Genomic DNA, 21,212 nt, shown 5'->3' with positions numbered 1-21,212 from the left:
CGGTGATTGTTTCGGTGTTGAATGCTATCACAGACCGGCATTTACGCTGGGGCTTTCCTAAATGTTTTAATCGTATCAGAAAGCTCGGCTATCAATGGAATCATAAACGGGTATATCGGGTGTATTGTGAATTAAAGCTTAATCTCAGGGTAAAGCGTAAAAAACGCATTCCTCCACGATGCCCGGAAAGGTTATTAGTCCCCAATAAACAAGGTGAATGTTGGTCAATGGATTTTATGAGTGACAGTAGTCGTAATCAACGTCGCTTTAGGACATTCAATGTTATCGATGACTTTAATCGTAAGGCGTTAGGTATTGATATTGCAGTAAGCTTACTGGCAGGAAGGATTACCCGTTACTTAGATAAACTGGCCGAATATCATGGTTATCCATTAAAAATACGGGTCGATAATGGGCCAGAATTTACAGGAAAAACCTTTATAAACTGGGCTAAATCACATGATATAACCATTGATTATATCCAGCCCGGTAGCCCATATCAAAATGGCTATATTGAACGATTTAATCGTACCTATCGCACTGAGGTACTCGATTTATATCTTTTTAACAACTTAGCTCAAGCAAGGAGAATAACCGAAGAATGGTTAACGATTTATAATACCGAAAGACCGCATGAGGCATTAAATAACATGACACCGATTGAATACAAAACACTAAAACAAGCAGCTTAATTTTCTACGTGAGTTGTGTACTAAGTTTGGGGTATTTACACTTGAATTATGGCATCTGACTTGATGGAATGAATATAACGAGCATTTAATTTCAATGCTGCCGCAGCTAAATAAGCATTCTGACTCATTGCGCCAACAGCAGTATAATTAAAGTGAGTACTTTCTTCGGGATTTATATCAGCCAATACATTAGCATCTGACACAAAAATTAATGAATAGGCGGCTCGCTTAGTAAAATTTTGCAAACCAATGTCGGCGCGAATATCTTTATTATTAATTTCTCTTAAATAATGACCTTCCCACTCATATAAAAAAGTGCCTTTTTCACCAGCAATATAAATTCGTACATAAGGTGGCTTACCTTTAACCATTGGTACTGTCCATCCTGTTTTACCTCGGTTCAACCCACTTGCTGCCCAAAGCACTTGTGAAAGTTCCTCATCAGAAATCTTACCAGTAGGAAACCCGCCACCAGATGTTGAAGCACGTTTTTTTAAGCTTTCAAATAAGCTCATTCCATCTTTTATTTGTGGCTTAGGTAATGAAATATCGGCATAACATAACGCGAAAGGAATCAACGATGATAATAGAATTAAAGCTAATTTTCGTACATAACACGACATAGTAATACCTAATTATTTGACATTATTGGCGATATCTTATTGCTAACGGTTTCAATTATCAACATCAAATGCTAATAATTATCATTTGATATATGAAAAGTCTGCTTTTGCCATTAGCACTTTTCAAGTTAGGCTATGAAGATAATGTGATAAATTAAACAGCATTAAGCGATATTTTTATTTTTTTATGTATTGAGTATATACTTTAGCAAAATTGATTTTTGAGAAATTGAGTAACAAATCTTATGCCATTATCGACATTCATTGTTTTACCTCTTTTTATTATCACAATTGTTTTTGCCTCGCTCTTTAAAAAGAAAAAATGGCAATTTTTAAACGTAACTTTATTAACGATTTTTATTGTAATGGAGCTAACTTCTATCTACTTTAGTGGTGGATTTATTGATTATCAGTTTTATGTGAATTTAAATATAAATGATATTATAGAAGGGCTATTTATTTTTAAATTGCAAGCCGTTCTGGTCATTGTAGTCTTTTTTTCTTTCATTTTTTTACTATTAAAACTCGCTAATTGGTGTAAAGGAAAATACCGATTATTGCCTCGCATATTACTCGCTGTTATCGCTATATTTTCAATTAGTTACCACAATGGACCATTAAGCCGGTTATATGAAATATATCAGGTTACTAGTGCTCCGCGCGAACCATTTGAGCAAGCATTGCAATCACTCAATATGACTAATTACATCAATAAAAACCAGCTTGTTAGCCAACAAGGTAAAAATATTATTGTGTTATCATTAGAATCGTTTGAACAAGGTTTTCTCGACTTTGAAGATATTACACCTAATTTACGACATCTTTGCCAAGATTATACTTTTTTTGCCAATATGCCAATGAGCACTGGAAGCACTTGGACGACTGCTTCCATGTATACTTATATGACCGGCATGCCATTTTTAATTGGCGGTTACACAACATCCCCATTAATGCGTGCAAACCAAACAAACTTAGTTAGTTTGGGTGATGTGCTAAAACAAGCTGGGTATCAAACCCGTTATGTGATGCCTAGTCCTGATTTTGCTGGTATTGGGCATACTGCTGAGCTTTTGGGTATGCAAGTCATTTCGGAAAAAAATTACGTTGGGCAATACCCAACAGCACCATTTGGATTATATGACAAAGATATTTTTGATGTTGCGCAAAAACAGATTACGCAAATGCGTCAAAATAACCAACCATTTGCCTTATTTGTATCAACCGTTTCAACTCATGCTCCAAATGGTTTTGATGACGAAAGAATGAAATCAATTATTTCACCCAAACCAGATAATATGTCTTTTGTTGCTGCTTCATTAGATCATAATTTAGGGTTATTTATTCAACAATTAAAAGATGAAGGGGTATTAGAAAACACTGTATTTTATATTTTCCCAGATCATTTAATGATGGGATCTGGCACGCCAACCATTAATCGCCTTTCACAAAAAGAGCGCAAGCTTTATCTATTAACTAACGCAAGTATACAAGATCTACAAAAAACACCCGATCAAACCATTTACCAAATTGATTTGCCTCGTTTAATTTTAAATGGGGCACAAGTTGCAAGTAATGGCAAATTTCTAACTGACTATTTATCTGCCCCTAATTTTGATAAAAAACAGTTTATTGAAAAAAATAAAGCCAATATCGCAACGATCAATAATTCAGCACAGGTATTTAAATAGGTACCGAAAATGGAGTTGGATACATTGCTTTTAGTTGGCTCGACCTGTTTTTTGGGGATGATTCCGTCTGGACCTGATTTCTTTTTAGTGTTAAAAACAGTTTAAATTATCGCCGAAAAACAGCATTATTTACTTGTTTAGATGTGATCACTGCTATTTTGATTCATATGAGCTATTGCGTTGCTGGTCTTGCGGTGTTGATTGGCACCATTCCATTGCTCTATAACACGCTATGCTATGCCAGTGCCGCTTTCCTTATATGGCTTGGCTTTAAAGCATTATTTGCCTCTAATGCGACCACTTGCTTAGTTGGCAAACAACCAATTAAGCAGCTAATTTCAACAAAATTGGCTTTTACGCAAGGTTTTTTATGTAATTTACTTAACCCTAAAGCAACGTTATTTTTTCTAGCAATTTTTACGCAAATGCTTGATGCTGAATCATCAACGATTGGTAAACTTATCATTGCATTTATCATTTGGATTGAAGCCTTTTTTTGGTGGCCTTTTGTGGTGTTTGTTTTTCAAAATCAAACAATACAACGGCGTTATTTTAAAATTCAAACTATTTTCGATAAATTATTAGGTACCATTTTAACTACATTAGGCGTAAAAGTTGCTTTCGGACTTTAAGTTACTCTAATGTTGTGAACTCATATTTACTTTCAAGCACCTGTTTACCTGAAAAGTTTTGATAAAAAGACTTTCTTTTTTTGAATATTCGATCGTTAATTGTTAAACTGATAATAGTTTAGCTTTTATAATCGATTACTTTTATTTACCGATTATACATTCACTGGACACTGATTTTTTTATTCGACAGGCTAATTGAAAATGGATAAATTATTACAATATGGTCGAGAAGTTCTTGAACTAGAGTTACAAGAAGCGGAAAAGTTACCTAATCGGCTTGGCAAAGATTTTATTAATGCATGCCAACTTATCTTAACCACCAAAGGTAAGGTTGTTGTTTCAGGTATTGGGAAATCAGGACATATTGGGAAAAAAATTGCTGCATCGTTAGCAAGCACGGGCAGCCCCGCTTTTTTTATGCATCCTTCGGAAGCATTGCATGGCGATTTAGGCATGGTAACAGCCAATGATGTGGCTATTTTAATTTCTTATTCCGGACGGGCAAAAGAATTTAATATTATTCTGCCGATCCTCGCTACAATGAATGTACCCGTAATTGCAATTACGGGCGGAGTTGATTCGCCATTGGCTAAATCAGCTCAAGCTATTTTAAATATCTCGATAGAAAAAGAAGCATGCCCAATGGGATTAGCGCCAACATCAAGTTCAACCAACACATTATTGATGGGTGATGCGCTAGCGATTGCTGTAATGCGAGCTCGAGGCTTTAGAGAAGAAGATTTTGCTCGCTCCCACCCAGCAGGTAGTTTAGGTGCTAAATTACTTAATCATGTCAGAGATGTGATGCGAACAGGCGATCGAATACCTAAAGTTCCACAAACAGCAACGGTTCTTGATGCTATGCTAGAATTAAGTCGAACAGGTGTAGGTTTAGTTGCAATCTGTCAGAATAATAATAAAATAATTGGAGTATTTACCGATGGCGATTTACGTCGGTTATTATTGAAAAATGGTACATTACAAGATAGTATTTTGGATGTTATGACCAGCCCAGGATACCTTATCCCTGATAATTGGAAAGCGGTTGAAGCATTAAAATCCTTTAATGATCACAATATTACCGCTGCACCAGTCGTTAACAATGAGGGTGAATTAGTCGGTGCTTTAAATATTCATGATTTGCATCAAGCTGGTATTAGCTAAAACTATTAATAAATACCTATTGCCAAAAGGTGCTATCTATTGAGATAATTACCGACCTAAATTTTTGTCGTTAGACGGAGATCAAAGGAAAAGTTACACAATTGAATTTTGTATGATTTTTAATCAACTAAAATTGATGTTGTGTTGTATATTTTAACCAAAATTAATAGATGATGAAACTACAATGGCAGAAAAGCGAAATATCTTTCTAATTGGCCCTATGGGGGCAGGAAAAAGCACAATAGGCCGACAAATTGCGCAACAGTTAGGCATGGATTTTTTTGACTCAGATCAAGAGATTGAGAAACGTACTGGAGCCGATATTGCATGGATTTTTGACCTAGAAGGAGAAGAGGGATTCCGTGCCAGAGAAGAAAAAGTCATTAACGAATTGACTGAAAAACAAGGCGTAGTTCTGGCAACTGGTGGTGGTTCTGTCTTATCAAAAGAGACACGCAACCGATTGTCAGCACGTGGAATTGTTGTTTATCTTGAAACAACCATTGAAAAGCAAATGGCAAGAACACAAAAAGATAAACGCCGTCCATTACTGCAAGGTGGTAACACACCTCGTGAGCTTTATGAAGAACTTGCAGGTGAACGTGAACCTCTTTACAAAGAAATTGCCGATATTACCATTAAAACTGATGAACAAAGTGCCAAAGGTGTTGCCAGTTATATTATTGATAAAATAGAACAGATTTAAGCAACTTATTTTGGATGTAATAGCTATTAATGAAGTAATAAACCTTTTTATAGGTTAAGGAGTAAGTATGCGTGTAGATAAAGATGACCGTTATATTTTAGAGCAACCGAGTAAGGACTCTACGCCTTCATTAAAGTTGCTAAACCTTCTTCAAAATTTTCCAAAGAAAAAATTAGTTATCTTCGGTTCGGTAGCCATTATTTTTCTATTATTGCTTGGCTTGATTATTTTTTACTCTTCTCGCAAAAATGAAGTAACAGCATTAACATCACCTACCGTTAATGATGTTACGACAACAGAAGAAACTAACAGTTTGATTTCAAATGGGCAAAGTGGCGCAGTTGTTAATGGATCTCAAACTGAAAGTTCTGATAATACAGATGATAGTTTAAGCTCAATAGATAATCTAAATTCTGAGGTTAAGGGACACTCTAATACTATTACAACACAAAATAGAAGAACTAACGCTAGTATTTCTAATAATATAAATATTTCACAATCAACTAATACTAAGAAAAATAATAATGATCATGATAAGAAAACAGTTAATCGTAAAGAAGAAAAAGCTGATTTAGGAAAAAAAATTAAAATAAGTAATGATCATTATGTTATTCAGCTAAGTGCATCCAAATCAGTTGAGGGGTTGAAAAAATTTATTAAACAAAACAATATAACTAATTACCATATATATAAAACTGAATATAGTTCAGGAACGTGGTTTATTTTAGTAAAAGGTGATTATTCATCAGCTAATGAAGCACGTAAAGCTATTAAATCTTTACCATCAGCACTCTTAAAAGATAAACCATGGGTTAAATCGGGTGCGGTTGTTAATAAAGAAAAAATAGAAAAATAATAAGTAATATCGTTTATTTATCCAATCAACGACAAATAGGAGTATCCGTTGAAGAAGCAACGAGCCTTTTTAAAATGGGCTGGAGGAAAGTATGAGCTTGTGGACACAATCAAACGGTATCTTCCAGAAGGCGATCTATTGATTGAGCCTTTTGTCGGAGCTGGTTCTGTGTTTTTAAATACAAACTACGAAAACTATATTTTAGCGGATATCAATCAAGACTTAATTTCACTATATACCTTGTTACAATCAACTCCAGATCAATTTATTCGTGATCTCAGATTGCTTTTTACTACTCAAAATAATCAACCTGATGCGTTTTATCAGCTTAGAGATGTATTTAATCATAGTAAAGATCGATATTTTAGATCATTATTATTTGTTTATTTAAACCGACATTGTTATAACGGCCTATGTCGTTATAACAATAGTGGATTATTTAATGTGCCATTTGGGCGTTATAAAACCATTTATTTTCCTGAAAAAGAACTTTATTTTTTTGCAGAAAAAGCACAAAAAGCGAAATTTATTTGCGCACCTTATCATGAGGTCATGAAGAAGGCAGAAAGAAATTCGGTTATTTATTGTGATCCGCCCTACATACCCCCAAATCAATCAGTAGGGTTTACAGCTTATTATTCAAATATTTTTGGATTTGAAGAACATAAAAACTTGTCGAAATTGGCTGAAACTATAGCATATAAAAAGAATATACCCGTGCTAGTATCTAATCATTATACTGATTACACAATGACTCTTTATAGCAAAGCAAGCGAGCTTTATCGCGCAGAAATGCGTCGTTCAATTAGCTGTGCAGGTGAGGGTCGTAAAAAAATTGATGAGATTTTAGCTCTCTATAAAAAGTCATAATCAGGCTTGAATATAAAATGGGTTATCATGAGGTAGGTTATGAAAAAATTTATTATTGCTCCATCAATATTGTCAGCTGATTTTGCGCGCCTTGGTGAAGATGCGCAAAAGGTCATTGACGCCGGAGCCGATGTTATCCATTTTGATGTTATGGATAACCATTTTGTACCTAATCTAACAATGGGGGCGATGTTTTGTAAAGCACTGCGAGATTATGGCATTAGCGTACCTATTGATGTGCATTTGATGGTATCCCCTGTTGAAGAGCTAATAGCCTCATTTGCTAAAGCTGGTGCTACTAATATCTCTATTCATCCAGAAGCGACGATTCATTTAGATCGCTCATTACAATTAATTAAAGATCATGGTTGCACGGCAGGTATTGTATTAAATCCAGCCACTCCGCTGGATTATTTAGATTATGTCATGGACAAAATTGATATTATTTTGTTGATGAGCGTTAATCCTGGCTTTGGGGGGCAATCTTTTATTCCCGCAACCTTGAAAAAATTACACCAAGTTAAACAACGTATAATTGCATCAGGATTAAATATTCGTTTAGAAATTGACGGTGGGGTAAAAGTAGAAAATATTGCTGAAATAGCTAAAGCAGGTGCAGATATGTTTGTTGCTGGCTCCGCCATATTTAGCCAGCCTGATTATAAAACCGTCATTGATGCCATGCGTAAAGAGTTAGCAGGAGTGATACATGAATAAACTAAAAGATATTCAAGCAATCGCATTTGATTTAGATGGTACATTGGTTGATAGTGTGCCGGGACTGGCACTGGCTACACAAAATATGTTGGCAGAGTTGAATTTACCAACGATCAGCAATGAGCAGATCAAAAATTTCGTTGGTAATGGCATTGATATCATGCTAGAACGCGTTTTTAAAGCCATTACTATTGAGCCATCAAAAGAACAATTTGCCAAAGCCAAGATATTATTTAACCAACATTATGATAAAGTTATTGATGTCGAAACTAGGCTGTTTCCGAATGTTAAAGAAACTTTAAAAGTGCTTTATGATAATCATTATCCACTTGCATTAGTGACCAATAAGCCAGCCCAATTTTTACCTGCATTACTAGCGTCACTAGGCATAAAAGAGTTCTTTTCGCTAGTACTTGGCGGTGGCGATGTGATCAAATTAAAACCACACCCAGCTCCTTTGTATCAAGTAATGGCGAAATTTGGATTGTTTAGCGATCAGTTACTTTTTGTTGGTGATTCGAAAAACGATATCACTGCTGCGCAAAATGCTAACTGCCCAACTGTTGCCTTAAGCTATGGCTATAACTATGGCGTTTCAATTGCTACTAGTAATCCCGATTTTTTATTTGACGATTTTAAAGATATATTAACAATTCTACCTCAGCCAAAAGCTGATGCAAAAAAATAATGAGTATAAATTAGGAAGAAATTATGAGTAAACCGATTGTATTTAGTGGCGCTCAGCCATCAGGGGAACTAACACTTGGCAACTACTTAGGTGCTTTAAAAAATTGGGTGTCTTTGCAAAACGAATATGATTGCGTTTATTGTATTGTTAATCAGCATGCAATTACCGTACGTCAAGATCCAAACAAATTACGTAAAGCCACATTAGATACACTAGCCCTTTATTTAGCTTGTGGTATTGATCCGCAAAAAAGCACTATTTTTGTACAATCGCATGTGCCTGCACATGCAGAGTTAGGCTGGGCTTTAAATTGCTACACCTATTTTGGTGAGCTTAGCCGTATGACGCAATTTAAAGATAAGTCATCACGCCATTCAGAGAATATCAATGCAGGGCTATTTGATTATCCTGTACTTATGGCTGCTGATATTTTACTCTATCAAGCAAACTTAGTTCCTGTTGGTGATGATCAAAAACAGCATCTTGAATTATCGCGTGATATTGCTATGCGTTTTAATGCGCTTTATGGTGATATTTTTACTGTTCCCGAGCCGTTCATTGCCAGGGTTGGTGCGCGCGTTATGTCATTGCAAGAGCCGACTAAGAAAATGTCCAAATCAGATGAAAACCGTAATAATGTGATTGGTTTACTCGAAAATCCAAAAGATATTGAGAAGAAAATCAAACGTGCAATGACTGATTCTGATGAGCCACCAGTAGTACGCTATGATGTTAAAAATAAAGTTGGTGTTTCAAATCTACTTGATATTTTAACTGGTGTGACAGGTAAGCCTATTGCCGAGCTTGAAAAAGAGTTTGAAGGTAAAATGTATGGTCACCTCAAAACAGAAGTTGCAACGCAAGTCATTGATATGTTAACTACCTTGCAAGCTAAATATCATGAGTATCGTGACGATGAACATTATCTATTTTCAATCATGCAAGATGGAGCTGAAAAAGCACGTTCAAAAGCCGAGCCAACGTTGAAAAAAGTCTATGATGCAATCGGGTTTGTATAATTGCAAAATCAATAACAGATTGCGACTAAAAAATGAATGATATGCAATGGCTTTAATATACTAAGTAAATGGATAATGGTTAAAGCCATCTAAATATATAGGCTAGTTATGAAGATTATTATTCTTGGTGCAGGACAAACAGGTAGTGCACTTGCGGAATATCTTGTTACCGAAAAACAAAACGATATTACTGTGGTGGATGAAGATCATGATAGATTGCAATCGCTACAAGAGCGTTTTGATTTACAGGTAATTTGTGGAAAATCATCCTATCCTCAGGTATTAGAAAGTGCTGGCGCTGAATCGGCCGATATGCTTGTTGCTGTAACTAACTCTGATGAAGTCAATATGATGGCCTGCCAAATTGGTCATGTCTTATTTAGTATTCCACAAAAAGTGGCTCGCATTAGAGCGCCTGAATATAATGATGAAAATTATCCTTTTTTCAATAAAGACTGTATTAATATCGATCATATCATTGCCCCAGAAAATCTTATCACCAATCATATAAGTCAATTAGTTCAATACCCTGGCTCATTGCAATTTGCTTCTTTTTATGATAACCGAGTGTGTCTAGTGGCGGTAACGGCTTATTATGGCGGTGCTTTAGTTGGCAGTGAATTATCCGAGCTCAAAGAACATTTACCTCATGTTGAAGCGCGAGTGGTTGCTATTTATCGTAAAAACCGCTTTATTCGTCCGCTTGGCTCAACCTTGGTTGAAGCGGGAGATATGGTGTATTTTATTACGCCACCAGTTAATATCAAAGCTGTAACCAGCGAACTACAACGATTAGAAAAACCTTATAAGCGAATCATTATTAGTGGTGGTGGTAGTGTTGCTGTCGCTTTAGCAAAGCGTTTGGAAAATGATTACCAAGTCAAGTTAATTGAACGCAATGCTGAGCGAGCCGAACTCATTGCCGAGCAACTGGTTAATACCACAGTGTTGCATGGTGAGTCATCTGATCAAGAATTACTTTCACAAGAGCAAGTTGAGCTTACCGATCTTTTTATTGCAGTCACAGGTGACGATGAATCCAATATCATGTCATCTATGCTTGCCAAAAGAATGGGCGCAAAAAAAGTGATCGTACTAATTCAACGCCAAGCCTACCTTGAATTGATTAATGATAGTGTGATTGATATCGCAATATCGCCACAACATGCCACCATTTCAGAACTATTAAGTCATGTAAGACAAACTGGTATGGTTAAAGTCGTTTCGCTAAGGCAAGGCGAATCTGAAATTATCGAAGTGGTTGCCAAAGGCAATAATGATACATCAAAACTGGTGGGCAAAAATATTAATGGCTTAAAACTGCCTTCAGGTGCAACAATTGGAGCTGTTGTTCGTGGTGAAGATGTGATTATTATTAATACTGATTTGATGATAGAAGATAATGATCATCTAATCATCTTTTTGCCAGACAGAAAGGCAATAACAGATATTGAAAAGTTATTACAATAGTTTGTTAAAAACTGATAGTCAGTTCATAATGGATGAACAAATTTTGACTCGGGGTGTTTTTTGTTTTGACAAAAAACTGAGATTTTACCCGTTGAACCTGATCTGGGTTATGCCAGCGTAGGGAAGTCTAAGCCATCTTAGCTTTAATTTGGCAAATTCTTCCCAATATTTTAGTTCTAAAATAACAGGGAATAAATATGTTAGAAAACAAACCATTTCAATTAGTACAAGCAACTCCTTTTATCTATCATGTAAAACAACAAAACCCATTAGTGCATTGTATTACAAATGATGTGGTGCAAAATTTTACCGCAAATGTGTTACTCGCTATTGGTGCATCACCAGCAATGGTTATTGCCAAGCAAGAGGTGGAGTCATTTATCACCATTGCGGATAGTTTATTGATTAATATTGGCACCATTCACAGTAGCACAGCCAAAAGTATGTTGTTAGCAACAATCCAAGCTTTGCAAACACAAACTCCATGGGTGCTTGATCCTGTCGCTGTGGGGGGGGCGCTTAATTATCGAACTGAAATTGTATGTCAATTACTATCATTAAAGCCAACAGTCATACGCGGTAATGCATCAGAAATATTAGTACTAAATGGTGAAAATGGATCATCGAAAGGACCTGATGGTCAAAACTCAACGACATCTGCTGTACATGCAGCCAAAGCACTTGCACAAAAATATCAAACGATTGTTGCAATGACGGGGGATATTGATTATATCACTAATGGCAACATCTTATATAGCATCACTGGTGGCGATATTGCTTTAACAAAAGTAACAGGAACAGGCTGTGCACTATCTGCTATGGTAGCTGCTTTTATTGCCAATTCATCAGATCCTTTATCAGCTACCGCCTCAGCTTGTTTTATGATGAAAAAAGCAGGTCAACTTGCCAATAAACAGCAAGGATTAGGTACCTTTGCGGTATCACTACTAGATCAACTATCTCTGTTTAATTCATTGCATCAATAAGGAACAAGATGAAAAAGCAATTAGATTTAACTCTTTATTTAGTCCTTGATCCATTATTATGTGGTGGTATTAGTGGCATGGTAAATACCACAAAAATTGCTGTTTCTAATGGGGCAACTGCAGTACAGTTAAGATCTGAACATAAGTTTAGCGGTAAAGATTGGTATTATGCCGCATTAGCATTGAAAGAAGCGCTGAATGAAACACCCGTACCACTGTTTATTAATGATCATGTCGATATTGCTTTAGCGGTTGACGCCGATGGTGTACATATTGGACAAAGTGATCTTCCTGTTGATGTTACTCGTCAATTAATTGGTAGAGATAAATGGTTAGGGTTTTCGATCGCTAATCGACGTCAACTTGATAGCGTTCCATGGCATAAGGTCGATTATATTGGTATTGGTCCTATCTTTCCAACCGCAACGAAAAAAGATGCAGCAGTAGCACTGGGAACCGAACAATTAATTGAACTAATAGAACTAAAGCAATGTCCTGCTGTAGCTATTGGCGGTATTGATGAAAATAATGTGACTAACGTTATTCAAACAGGTATCGACGGCGTTGCTGTGGTTTCAGCTATTTGTGGTAAACAAGATATTGAGCAAGCGACGTTATCGCTCATTACTCAAATCAGGAAGGCTAAATAGGGCATACATTATGACAACAATTGCATTAACCATTGCTGGGTCAGATCCCAGCGGTGGCGCAGGAATTCAAGCCGATTTAAAAACTTTTTCGGCACTCGGGGCTTATGGCATGTCAGTTATCACTGCATTAACGGCACAAAGCACACGAGGGGTTGATGCGGTATTAGCCATTACCCCTGAATTTGTTGCAGCTCAATTCAATACGCTATATCAAGATATTCAAATTAATAGTGTAAAAATGGGAATGCTAATGAATAAAGAGATAGTCATAGCAGTTCACCATCTTCTTATCACAAATGCTATTCCTGCTATCGTCTTAGATACTGTAATGATAGCTAAAGGAGGACATCCCCTGCTCAAATCTGATGCCATAACTGCTATTCGTGAGTTATTATTACCCTTAGCAACCATTGTTACTCCTAATATTCCTGAAGCAGCAGCACTACTTGATTGTGGTGAGGCCAAAAACGAAGATGATATGCAAAAGCAAGGGGATGAATTACTCAAATTGGGTTGCAAAGCGGTTTTAATGAAAGGCGGGCATTTGTCAGGTAGTCAAAGCCCTGATTATTTGATAACCCAAGATAATGTAATAAGAATAACTTCTCCACGAATTCAAACTAAAAATACTCACGGAACAGGTTGCACACTATCTGCAGCAATTGCCGCATTATTACCCAAATATAATTTAGTAGAAGCTGTAATGCAGGCTAAAAATTATTTGCAAGGAGCCATTAGCCATGCTGATAATTTAAATATTGGTAACGGAATTGGCCCAACACACCATTTTTACCGTTGGTGGTGACAGCACAATAAATAGTCTAAAAGGGATTTAAGTTGTCAGCTATTACATATAACAACAAATCCCATATTTCAACTAATGCAAATCTTTTGCTTCACTTGTGCTACAGGTAAGTGTTCCTTTTTTTCCTTGTTCATCTTCAAAATAATCAGCCCAACAACTTTTCATTGATAAATCAATTTTTTTTATTAGCTCAATTCTACTGCCATTATAAGAGCAACTAACATAATAAGGTTCAACATCAGCTTTAAAATCGACTTCCCATATTAACTCATGTTTCTTACCTTCAACCCATCCTTTTGCTGGTTTTAAACTGACCTTTCTAGAAGGCTTACCGTGATAAACAATCATGCTACTAAACGATATAGTTAAACTATTTATATCATCAGAAACCTCCCACCCATTAGGCCTGTTTTCAACTTCTTCTTTAGCCTTGATGTTTTGTGGGCAATCAATTTGATAGGCATTAACAAAAAAACTGCACCAAACCAAGCCATAATAGCTAGAGTAACACTCAATATTTTCCTTTTCATATTATCTATCCTTCTAACAATTACCTATTAATAAAAAGATAAAAGTATTCTAAGATTTCAAAAAATCATGCTAATATCTTAAATAAAAACAATTATAATTATTTATAAGTCATTAAGCTATTTTCACCATGTTATCTAAATTAAACGAGTTTTTTATTATTTCTGTTTTGGAGTAAGTTTTTAGCAAGATAGCATAACGGAGATATCGCCAAAAAAGCTCTATACCATAAAATAAGACTCATCACTATCATACAAAACTCAAACTAAAAATATCCACGATACGGATTGCACACACTTTACCAAAATTGCAGTATTATTTCCCCAATGTAGCAATCTAGAAGAAGCCATAAAACATTTGCAAGGGGGCAATTAATTTAACCATTGGCAAACGTATTGAGCCTACACATTATTTTTATCAATGATGGTAATAAATAAATGATTAGCATTAAGTTGATTTAAGACGTTTTATATAATTCTATGAAAAGTATTATTAGAACATTAATGTAACTATCCCCTAAAATAGTACAGCAAAAAAGTAGAAAATTCTCTATGATACAAGTAAAGGGGATTTAATTATGAAAAAAATGACTGAACATCAAATCATCGCTATTTTAAAAGAAGCTGAAGCGGGTATTCCCGTTAAAGAACTGTGCCGTAAATATGGCATGGGTAATTCAACTTTCTATAAATGGCGAGAAAAATACAGCGGAATGGAAACGTCGGATATCAAACGCTTAAAGGAGCTGGAGGCTGAAAACCGCAAGCTTAAACAGATGTTTGCCGAACTGAGCTTAAGATCCCAGCTTCAGGAAGAAATCATAAAAAAGCTTTAGTGCCAACAGGGGCACGTAAAACGTGGGCACAGCAACTACAACAAAATCATTCAGTTACTATTGCTATGAGTTGTGCCATTGTTGGTTTAAGCCGTTGTGCTTACTATTATCAAGCTAAGTTACAGGATGATTCGGTGATTGTTTCGGTGTTGAATGCTATCACAGACCGGCATTTACGCTGGGGCTTTCCTAAATGTTTTAATCGTATCAGAAAGCTCGGCTATCAATGGAATCATAAACGGGTATATCGGGTGTATTGTGAATTAAAGCTTAATCTCAGGGTAAAGCGTAAAAAACGCATTCCTCCACGATGCTCAGAAAGATTATTAGTCCCCAATAAACAAAGTGACTGTTGGTCAATGGATTTTATGAGTGGCAGTAGCCGTAATCAACGTCGCTTTAGGACATTCAATGTCATCGATGACTTTAATCGTGAGGCATTAGGTATTGATATTGCAGTAAGCTTACCGGCAGGGAGAGTTACCCGTTACTTAGATAAACTGGCCGAATATCATGGGTATCCATTAAAAATACGGGTCGATAATGGGCCAGAATTTACAGGAAAAACCTTTATAAACTGGGCTAAATCACATGATATAGCCATTGATTATATCCAGCCCGGTAGCCCTTATCAAAATGGTTATATTGAACGATTTAATCGTACCTATCGTACTGAAGTGCTCGATTTATATCTTTTTAACAACTTAGCGCAAGCAAGGAGAATAACCGAAGAATGGTTAACGATTTATAACACCGAAAGACCGCATGAGGCATTAAATAACATGACACCGCTCGAATATAAAATATTAAAACAGGCAGCTTAATTTTCTACGTGAGTTGTGTACTAAGTTTGGGGTATTTACATACAGTTTCTATTTCACCACAAGCTTCATCATCGTGCTTTTTCTTTTCTAATGCAGCTATTTGGCTATCATTGAGTTCAATACCTTCCTGAGCCGCTTTTTCTTCTAAAGCATGTAAGCATTTTTTGAAATTCTCAAGATTATGTCTTAACCAAACAGAGCACACGCCACTTCCTGAAATAAAAACACCTTGCTTACGAAGCTCATTGCTTGTTCTATGCTGACCATGAGCAGGATAGTCAATAGCATAACGAATAATGGCTTGTTCCGTTGGGTCATCAACGCGATTTTTGAGATTTAGTGTCCGTCTACTCTTTAATATTAAAGAGTCTAAACTAGCTTCTTCAACGAGTTCTTTATAACGATAAAACGCATCTCTTGATACTCCCATCACTTTACAAGCTCTAGACACGTTCTGAAGTTCTTCAGTTAAATTTAATAAGCCTACTTTATGTTTTATGATTTGATTGTTAGTATGAAGCATGAACGTTACCTCTTGTTGTTTTGATTGTAGATTTGACACCTAATATCAAAACTGGTAATGCTCTCTTTTTCAAGCCCTTTGTCCGATTAAGTCGGAACTAATACACTACATAATATGGTTACTCTATTTTTTCATGAAATCCTTTGCCATAAAAAACTAAACTACTGTTACCTCTTGGTACTGAGTAATGAAATTGCTGGCGTATAGTTTTATTCTGCTGATGTAAATTATTTTCATATTCAGCAAGTTTATGCGCCAATAATAATTTCGCTAATCGCTTATTGGCATGTTGGCTTCGTTCGGTCTGTACTTTGACACTAATACCCGTTGCGATATGTGTTGCACGAACGGCAGATTCGGTTTTGTTGACATGCTGGCCGCCAGCGCCCGATGATTTCATCGTCGTAAATTCAATAGTACTATCCATTATTTGTGAAGGGTTTTGTAAGCAGGTAGTGCCTATAAACCAATTTTTACGTTTATGTGCTGGTCGATATGGGCTTTGGCAAATCCATTGTACGGTTCCAAGCCAACGCTGTATTAATTGATCACACTGTAAGCCTTCAATTGAAATAAGCACTGAACGGAAAGTATTGGGCTTATCGCCCAATACGCTTTCGACTATTTCGGTTGTTACTGATAATTTACTTGCTTCATTTAGAAATTGCGTTACGGCTTTCGCAACAGCTAAAGTGCATTCAGCAGGCCCTTTGGCAGATGAAAAACAGAGCAATGCCATTAATGACCTCCTTGTGTTTTATAATTCAATATTGGAGTAAGTTGTGCGATCACTTTAACAATGTTTGCTTGTTGCATCGATTCAATTACACTCTCAATTGATTTATAAACTTGTGGCGCCTCTTCAAAAATTAAGCTGCTATCTTCACAAATGACACGGCTCCCCAATTTGGTTCGTTTAAGTTCTTGCATTGAATAGCGGTTATCTAACTTGCCTTTACAGTCGACCCGACGCCATTTACGCCCCGCACCATGGGCTAATGACATAAGAAGATTTTCATGCTGTATTGGCTTAACTAAATAACTATAATCCCCACGCGATCTGGGTACAATCACTAATTCATCTGTTGCTGAAGAGGCGCCTTTACGATGTAACCAATACGCCTGCCCAGTGAACATGACTTTTTCGAGAAAATTATGACAACCATTTAGCACTTCACCCCCTTGTGTATTTAGGTTTGCCATTAATCTTTCAGCGACAATTTGACGATTTAATCTAGCAAATGCTATTGCGTTATCGTGCTTAGCTAGATAGTCTAATGCTTCAGGATTGTTTTCAAGTAAACCTTGATTACCAAAACGCGATAATTGATTTTGTAAAATCGCATGACCTAATCCTCTTGAACCACTGTGCACTAATAAAAACAACTTCTTAGCATTGAGTTGGTAATCATTAAATAACGACTCATCACAAATTTTACTGACCTTTTGTAATTCAGCAAAATGGTTACCACCACCAATTGTACCAAGATTGTATTTATGATGAGTATTTGACTGATCAATATTACCAATTTGCCGTTCCAATTTATCAATACTCAATTTAGCTATATTGATTTCAGTTTGCCAAAAACCCATACCACAACCAATATCACTGCCAATTAAAGTTGGGTAGATGATTTCACGGCTTAAATAAGCTGCTCCAATAGGGTAGCCTTTTCCCGGATGAAGATCTGGCATGCCCACAACTTTAACCATATTCGGCAAATTAGCGGTTGCCAGTAGCTGTTCAATAGCCACGCCTTCAATCCATGTGTTTTTTGATGCAATATATGATGCTTTGTCAGATAGCACCTGTATAGAATTGTCCATATATCAATCCATATTAATCAATATTATTGTTATACCCTGATGATGTATAAAGACAAATTTTTTGAAAAAATTACATGTAAAAAACGTTATAAATTAAAATAATACATATAAAATTCAGCTTTGCACTTAACATTGATTTGATCACAACAGTTAATTATTGTTAATCCAAAACAACGCTTACTTTAACAATGTAAAGCAAAATTATCTTTAAGTATTGGGTATAGGTTATATTGGCAGGCTAAGATCAGCAGAATGAATTGAAGTAAAAATGAGAAGTGTTACTACTTAATTATTTTGCGATAAGCCTGCAAAGGTTAGTTAAACAAATCATAATCAATTCTCCTTTGCAGTTAATAATGGTGAGTATCATAGTTATTTTTTTATGAGATGTAAATAGTAGGCGTGAAGAATTTTAATTAATAAAACAACATAAAAAGTAAAATTTTAGCCTTTTATCCTTGAGATAAAAATAGGAAGAACATTTGTCTGTAAGCTATCGAGGCATAAAACCCGTTTAAAATGATTTTACTCTTTTTAAAAGAGGTCATTTAGCAACCTCTTTTTCGATTTATTGAAAATGATCAAGTACTATTATTTGATCACATAAAAGTTAACGTCGCGAGTATCTCGAAGAGCATCAACGAATTTCCCCAATTCTTTACTGTAGCTTTTCTCAGGATCGTTTTCTTCTGTACATTTTTCTTTTGAGCGATAACTTTTAGCCATTGCATCATTTGATGCCAAATTGTCGTATGGTTTTTTAAAATCACTACCTTTTAATGTTATAAGATGATTCCAGTCATTTAATAGGCTTTCCATATATTGACGACCTGCTTCGCATTTTATGTTATTTAAGTCAATCTTAGGAATAACATATTGGCTTATCTCACTGAACTTTTTAGGGTTGTAAGGAAAGCTAATGTCTTCTTTTTCATCTTCTTTTAAGAATTCAATAAAGTCGCTTTCACGATATAATTTTCTAAAACGTTCTTGATAAGATTGGTTTTTCTTCAATTTTAGATCTTGAGTTATTTCTTTTGGAAAAGGTTGATCATAAGAATAATCCCAATGATATTGGCTGTGTTCAATAAATACATCATTGATTAATTTTGCTGGCAATTCTATTTCTTGCGCTTTACCATCAATAATGGCTGGAATGTTATTGATTTCTCTTTTTTCTCTTAAAATCTTTTCGTATTCTTCATCATTCAACTCAGACGTTGAATAGATGACTGTGTATAAATAATAGTTACTTTGTGTTGGGTTAATAAGACCTAATTTTCCAAATTGAGCCGGTTTTACAACAAAATTGAAGTCATCATTATTATACGATAAGGTATGTTTGCCGTATTCAAATGTATAATTAATACCCGATTTGGCTGGAATAGTTAATTCTTTACCATCAATAGTGACTTTTATTTCGTTAGCAGTAGGGTTGTCAATCCAACGCTCGATAGAACTAGGTTCAGAACAGCCAACAAGGATTAAACTGCAAATCCACAATAAAGAATATTTTATTTTTTTCATCATAATATTTTGTTATAAGTGTAAAAAGGAAGTAAATATTATCATCTTTATGAAAAAAACTAAATGTAATCAAATAAAATTAGTGTTATAAATAGGTATTTTGTTTGGTTGTTTATTAAATAACATTAGGAATAGAGAGATTTTTATGAAATTGATAGTCGATAATATGAATTGCCAGCATTGTGTGAAAATGATAACAAAAGCGATTAATGACATTGACCCAAACGCAAAAGTGACCGTTGATTTAACTAAGCGCCAAGTTGCTATCGAAAATAGTTCCATTACGCAAGAAGCCGCTATCACTGCGATTAATGAGGCTGGTTATGAGTTTGTTGGAACTGCGAACTGACTATCTCTATATTTGATAGCACTAGGTTTCTTAGGCATCTTTGTTATGCTACCTTGCTGAAATTTTACCTTAAAACAGAAATAACAAAAAATTTGTTTAAAGTATCAGCATATTTTGGAAAATGCTAGAATGCGTTTATCTATTTATTAATAAGCTATTGTGAAAAGGATATAGACTATGAAAGGTAAAATATTGAGTGTTACTGTGGCTATTATGGCTTGGTTTAGTGCAGTTTTTTTTGTTAATGCTTATCAGATTGATTGCCCACAAAACATCAAAGTTAAAGAAGAAGTTGAAAACATGCCTGATGGATGGGAGGTTTCTGATAAAGATAGCCTGAGTAGCTCTTTTCATAGCATGATTGTTTATTACGATAACCCTTCTAGAATGGGTGTTTTAAAACCAGCAAAAGGAACGGTTGCTGGTAAGAAACATGAGTTAATATGGGAAGTTAATTACCACACAGATGTTGAACCTTATTATGTTAGTTGCGCTTACAGTACAAGCAGAATTGAGCTAATAAAAAAAATTGATTCATCAATGAAAAGTTGCTGGGCTGACTATTTTGAAGATGAACAAGGAAAAAGAGGGACACTTACCTGTAGCACAAGTGAGGCAAAGGACTTGCATTAGTTGAAATATGGGATTTGTTGTTATATGTATTGTTATATGTAATAGCCGATAACTCAAATCCCACTAAAATTTTAAACCATAGTTTATTTTTTCAATACATTATTTTAATTTAAGTTTTAATGTAAATACCCCAAACTTAGTACACAACTCACGTAGAAAATCATGCTGCTTGTTTTAGTGTTTTATACTCAATCGGTGTCATGTTATTTAATGCCTCATGCGGTCTTTCGGTATTATAAATCGTTAACCATTCTTCGGTTATTCTCCTTGCTTGTGCTAAGTTGTTAAAAAGATATGAATCGAGCACTTCAGTGCGATAGGTACGATTAAACCGTTCAATATAGCCATTTTGATAAGGGCTACCGGGCTGGATATAATCAATGGCTATATCATGGGATTTAGCCCAGTTTATAAAGGTTTTTCCTGTAAATTCTGGCCCATTATCGACCCGTATTTTTAATGGATACCCATGATATTCGGCCAGTTTATCTAAGTAACGGGTAATCCTTCCTGCTGGTAAGCTTACTGCAATATCAATACCTAACGCCTCACGATTAAAGTCATCGATGACATTGAATGTTCTAAAGCGACGTTGATTAC

At 35.5% G+C, this 21,212-nt stretch carries 22 protein-coding genes, 2 pseudogenes and 1 riboswitch; of the genes and pseudogenes, 17 read left to right on the top strand and 7 right to left on the bottom strand.

The annotated features are described in order from the left end of the window. Positions 1-692 (top strand): IS3 family transposase (locus A9G40_RS02955; protein ID WP_176700431.1); only part of this gene is annotated, 692 nt, incomplete at its 5' end. Between the two features lie 35 nt (positions 693-727). Here A9G40_RS02955 and A9G40_RS02950 read toward each other — a convergent pair. Next, positions 728-1,315, bottom strand: a complete 588-nt coding sequence (locus A9G40_RS02950; protein ID WP_065581480.1) for a nitroreductase family protein — start codon at positions 1,313-1,315, stop codon at positions 728-730. Between the two features lie 245 nt (positions 1,316-1,560). Between A9G40_RS02950 and A9G40_RS02945 the strand changes: the two genes are divergently transcribed. From A9G40_RS02945 to thiD, 13 genes and pseudogenes are all read left to right on the top strand, one after another. Beyond that, the gene (locus A9G40_RS02945) at positions 1,561-3,003 is read left to right on the top strand and encodes an LTA synthase family protein (RefSeq protein WP_065581479.1); all 1,443 of its coding nucleotides are present in this window, start codon (positions 1,561-1,563) and stop codon (positions 3,001-3,003) included. A 9-nt stretch (positions 3,004-3,012) separates the two neighbouring features. Beyond that, positions 3,013-3,635, top strand: a pseudogene (locus tag A9G40_RS02940) (LysE family transporter). Between the two features lie 201 nt (positions 3,636-3,836). Continuing rightward, complete coding sequence (gene gutQ / locus A9G40_RS02935; RefSeq protein WP_065581478.1) at positions 3,837-4,799, top strand: arabinose-5-phosphate isomerase GutQ; 963 nt, start codon at positions 3,837-3,839, stop codon at positions 4,797-4,799. A 184-nt stretch (positions 4,800-4,983) separates the two neighbouring features. Beyond that, on the top strand, positions 4,984-5,505 hold the full coding sequence (gene aroK, locus A9G40_RS02930) for a shikimate kinase AroK (protein WP_065580715.1): 522 nt from the start codon (positions 4,984-4,986) through the stop codon (positions 5,503-5,505). A 67-nt stretch (positions 5,506-5,572) separates the two neighbouring features. Continuing rightward, complete coding sequence (locus A9G40_RS02925) at positions 5,573-6,361, top strand: SPOR domain-containing protein (protein ID WP_065581477.1); 789 nt, start codon at positions 5,573-5,575, stop codon at positions 6,359-6,361. A 48-nt stretch (positions 6,362-6,409) separates the two neighbouring features. Then, positions 6,410-7,231 (top strand): Dam family site-specific DNA-(adenine-N6)-methyltransferase, encoded by an 822-nt coding sequence (locus A9G40_RS02920; protein ID WP_065581476.1) that lies wholly within the window; start codon positions 6,410-6,412, stop codon positions 7,229-7,231. 39 nt (positions 7,232-7,270) lie between these two features. Next, positions 7,271-7,948, top strand: coding sequence for a ribulose-phosphate 3-epimerase (gene rpe / locus A9G40_RS02915; protein WP_065581475.1), 678 nt, complete (start codon positions 7,271-7,273; stop codon positions 7,946-7,948). Next, positions 7,941-8,636: a phosphoglycolate phosphatase gene (locus A9G40_RS02910; RefSeq protein ID WP_065581474.1), complete on the top strand. Its 696-nt coding sequence runs from the start codon at positions 7,941-7,943 to the stop codon at positions 8,634-8,636. The genes rpe and A9G40_RS02910 overlap by 8 nt, the downstream gene beginning before the upstream one ends. 23 nt (positions 8,637-8,659) lie before the next feature. After that, positions 8,660-9,655, top strand: a complete 996-nt coding sequence (gene trpS, locus A9G40_RS02905; protein ID WP_065581473.1) for a tryptophan--tRNA ligase — start codon at positions 8,660-8,662, stop codon at positions 9,653-9,655. A 108-nt stretch (positions 9,656-9,763) separates the two neighbouring features. Then, positions 9,764-11,125, top strand: coding sequence for a Trk system potassium transporter TrkA (trkA, locus tag A9G40_RS02900; protein WP_065581472.1), 1,362 nt, complete (start codon positions 9,764-9,766; stop codon positions 11,123-11,125). A 39-nt stretch (positions 11,126-11,164) separates the two neighbouring features. Continuing rightward, positions 11,165-11,266: riboswitch (TPP riboswitch) on the top strand. Positions 11,267-11,322: 56 nt separating this feature from the next. Further along, positions 11,323-12,111 (top strand): hydroxyethylthiazole kinase, encoded by a 789-nt coding sequence (gene thiM / locus A9G40_RS02895; protein WP_065581471.1) that lies wholly within the window; start codon positions 11,323-11,325, stop codon positions 12,109-12,111. Positions 12,112-12,119: 8 nt separating this feature from the next. Then, the gene (thiE, locus tag A9G40_RS02890) at positions 12,120-12,761 is read left to right on the top strand and encodes a thiamine phosphate synthase (RefSeq protein ID WP_065581470.1); all 642 of its coding nucleotides are present in this window, start codon (positions 12,120-12,122) and stop codon (positions 12,759-12,761) included. A 10-nt stretch (positions 12,762-12,771) separates the two neighbouring features. Further along, positions 12,772-13,566, top strand: a complete 795-nt coding sequence (gene thiD / locus A9G40_RS02885; RefSeq protein WP_065581469.1) for a bifunctional hydroxymethylpyrimidine kinase/phosphomethylpyrimidine kinase — start codon at positions 12,772-12,774, stop codon at positions 13,564-13,566. Positions 13,567-13,638: 72 nt separating this feature from the next. On the opposite strand, the gene A9G40_RS02880 is transcribed toward thiD, so the two are convergent. Continuing rightward, on the bottom strand, positions 13,639-14,055 hold the full coding sequence (locus A9G40_RS02880) for an STY0301 family protein (RefSeq protein ID WP_065581468.1): 417 nt from the start codon (positions 14,053-14,055) through the stop codon (positions 13,639-13,641). A gap of 616 nt (positions 14,056-14,671) precedes the next feature. Here A9G40_RS02880 and A9G40_RS02870 point away from each other — a divergent pair. Next, positions 14,672-15,753 (top strand): IS3 family transposase gene (locus A9G40_RS02870; protein WP_442902703.1). Its coding sequence is split into 2 segments (ribosomal slippage): positions 14,672-14,915 and positions 14,915-15,753, totalling 1,083 coding nucleotides; the frame shifts between segments, so codons are not numbered across the junction. Positions 15,754-15,796: 43 nt separating this feature from the next. Here the strand turns inward: A9G40_RS02870 and A9G40_RS02865 are convergent. From A9G40_RS02865 to A9G40_RS02850, 4 genes and pseudogenes are all read right to left on the bottom strand, one after another. Continuing rightward, positions 15,797-16,276: pseudogene (locus A9G40_RS02865) on the bottom strand (helix-turn-helix domain-containing protein); the annotation flags it as partial. A 118-nt stretch (positions 16,277-16,394) separates the two neighbouring features. Beyond that, entirely contained in the window at positions 16,395-17,015 is a 621-nt protein-coding gene (gene prfH / locus A9G40_RS02860) for a peptide chain release factor H (protein WP_065581829.1), read from the bottom strand. Continuing rightward, positions 17,015-18,103 carry an RNA ligase RtcB family protein gene (locus tag A9G40_RS02855; protein WP_065581828.1) on the bottom strand — a complete coding sequence of 363 codons (1,089 nt, stop codon included), beginning with the start codon at positions 18,101-18,103 and terminating at the stop codon, positions 17,015-17,017. The genes prfH and A9G40_RS02855 overlap by 1 nt, the downstream gene beginning before the upstream one ends. 591 nt (positions 18,104-18,694) lie before the next feature. Continuing rightward, on the bottom strand, positions 18,695-19,633 hold the full coding sequence (locus tag A9G40_RS02850; RefSeq protein ID WP_065581827.1) for a hypothetical protein: 939 nt from the start codon (positions 19,631-19,633) through the stop codon (positions 18,695-18,697). A gap of 142 nt (positions 19,634-19,775) precedes the next feature. Here A9G40_RS02850 and A9G40_RS02845 point away from each other — a divergent pair, with 142 nt between their 5' ends. Continuing rightward, positions 19,776-19,979 (top strand): heavy-metal-associated domain-containing protein, encoded by a 204-nt coding sequence (locus A9G40_RS02845; protein ID WP_065580527.1) that lies wholly within the window; start codon positions 19,776-19,778, stop codon positions 19,977-19,979. Between the two features lie 177 nt (positions 19,980-20,156). Continuing rightward, the gene (locus tag A9G40_RS02840; RefSeq protein ID WP_065581826.1) at positions 20,157-20,612 is read left to right on the top strand and encodes an STY0301 family protein; all 456 of its coding nucleotides are present in this window, start codon (positions 20,157-20,159) and stop codon (positions 20,610-20,612) included. Between the two features lie 160 nt (positions 20,613-20,772). Here the strand turns inward: A9G40_RS02840 and A9G40_RS02835 are convergent. Then, positions 20,773-21,212, bottom strand: a 440-nt coding sequence (locus tag A9G40_RS02835; RefSeq protein ID WP_141675175.1) for an integrase core domain-containing protein, incomplete at its 5' end; no start/stop codon positions are given.

The sequence above is a fragment of the Gilliamella sp. Nev3-1 genome (assembly GCF_001690435.1).
Classification (GTDB): domain Bacteria; phylum Pseudomonadota; class Gammaproteobacteria; order Enterobacterales; family Orbaceae; genus Gilliamella; species Gilliamella apicola_C.
Note: the sequence above shows the minus strand (reverse complement) of the source record. Positions and strands in the feature narration are given on the sequence as shown.